Genomic DNA, 2254 nt, shown 5'->3' on the forward strand with positions numbered 1-2254 from the left:
AGGCGCTGCCGGAACTGCGGCTTCAATACCGGGACTTTTCGGAATGGCAGAACCGGGAGTTGTCAGGCCCCCGGATGTCGGATCAGCGTTCGTACTGGCAGGACCGTTTCTCGGACGGGGTTCCCCGGTTGAACCTTCCCGGGGATCGTTTGCGGCCGGAAGTATTTACGTTTACGGGGGGGCTTCATAGCTTTTTGCTTTCGTCGGAGTTGACCTCGCTTCTTCAGTCATTCAATCTTCAGCATGGGGGCACGCTTCAGATGAGTTTGCTTACGGTATTGAATGTGCTGTTTCACAAGTATACGGGTCAGGAAGACATCGTGATCGGTTGCGGTATAGCAGGGCGCCGTCATTCGGACCTGGAACCGATCGTAGGGATGTTTGTAAACTCTCTGGCAATGCGGAATTACCCATCCCGGGAGAAGACATTTCTTAGCTTTTATAAGGAAGTGGTAGGATCGAGCCTGGAAGCATATGAACACCAGGAGATGCAGTTCGAGGACCTGGTGGATATGCTGAAGATAGAGCGGGACGCATCCCGTAACCCGATATTCGATGTGGCGCTTGTAGTTCAGAACTATGAGCGGAAACTGGTAGATGTATCTGTATTGCTGGAGGATGGAGATGAACTGTTACCGTATGATCTGGGGATCAGCCAGGATACCTCGAAATTCGATATGACATGGTTTGTGACGGAATCAGGAGGAGAGATATCTGTAGGGATAGAATATTATGCGTCAGTGTATGACCGGTCAACGATCATCCGAATGTCGGAACATTTCCTGCATTTGCTGGAGAGCGTGCTTCGTTTACCGGACTTGCTGATCGGCAGCATCCGGCTGCCGGATGCGTCAGAAGAGTCGTTATTATTGTCAGAATATGTAAGCGGGCGGACGAGCGCTTATCCATTGGACCGTACGCTTGATGAGCTGTTTAGGCAGCAGTGTGTGTCGGCCCCTTTATATACAGCAGTAACGGATGAGTCATGCTCGCTAAGCTATAAGGAGTTAGATGAACGGAGCAATCAACTGGCACGTTTTCTTATAGAATCTTTATCAGTTCAACCGGAAAGCCGGATCGGGCTTCTTCAGTCCCGTTCGTGCTCGGGGGTTGTATCGATGCTGGGTGTGCTGAAAGCGGGTTGTGCGTACGTTCCTCTTGACAGCGATTATCCGGAAGAGCGTTTATTATATATGCTTCAGGATGCGGGGGTATCGGTATTGCTGACGGAGCGTGTGCAGATCGAATATGGAAACCGTCTTCAATGGCGTAGTTCAGTGGACCACGTTGTATGTATAGACAGCGTGGATTATTACGCGGAACGCGGGGTGTCAGAGAATGAACTGATGCGAAAAGATCTTTGGGATCACGTAGGAGAGACCTCGACGGACGCGATATCCGGGGGCGGCTGGATGAGCAGTTATACGGGTTCCTATCTGAGCGAGGCAGAGATGGGTGAGTACAGTGAGAACGTTTACCTGAAGCTTCGTCCTTACCTGTCCAAAGAGACGCGTGTGCTGGAGATCGGTTGTTCTTCCGGCCTGACGATGTTACGCCTGGCGGGGGATGTGGGTTATTACCATGGTACAGATCTGTCTGACCGGATCCTGTCGAAGACCCTGTCGGGGGTTGCCTCGTCAGGATATACTAATATCGTGCTGGAGTGCGTTCCTGCCGATCGTATCGGAGGGATCGCTGCGGGGGATTTTGACATCGTGATCATCAATAGCGTGATCCAGGCGTTTAACGGTCATAACTATCTTCGGGATGTAGTGGAGCAGGCGATCGGAAAGCTGAAGGACAAGGGTTTGTTATTCGTCGGAGACATTATGGACGAAGACCGCCGTGAAGCGCTGATCAGCGACCTTCGTGCATTTCGTCAGGGGCATTCGGGTTCGGATTACCGGACCAAGACAGACTGGTCATCAGAGTTATTTGTAGGTCGTTCATATTGGGAAGACCTGAAGTCCTCCGGGATCGGGATCACGTCAGGGGAATACAGCGAAAAGATCCATACGATCAGCAATGAACTGACAGCTTACCGTTACGACGCGCTGCTATGGGTAGATAAACAAAACAAGTCACTGGTGCCGGAAAGGCATAAATATCAGCATGACCAGGGAGCTATCGGGCAATATTCGTCAGCTGCGGTAAGCGGTTATTCCCGCCCATCCGGCCTTGCATATGTGATCTACACCTCCGGATCAACCGGGCAGCCCAAGGGTGTAATGATCGAACACCGAAATGTGATCAA

General features: G+C 51.4%; 1 protein-coding gene. It reads left to right on the forward strand.

Going from position 1 to position 2254, the window contains the following annotated elements:
• Positions 1 to 5 precede the first annotated feature (5 nt).
• Positions 6 to 2254 (forward strand): condensation domain-containing protein (locus LX99_RS25255; protein ID WP_456238162.1); only part of this gene is annotated, 2249 nt, incomplete at its 3' end.

The sequence above is a fragment of the Mucilaginibacter oryzae genome, from assembly GCF_003148845.1.
In the GTDB taxonomy this organism is placed as follows: domain Bacteria; phylum Bacteroidota; class Bacteroidia; order Sphingobacteriales; family Sphingobacteriaceae; genus Mucilaginibacter; species Mucilaginibacter oryzae.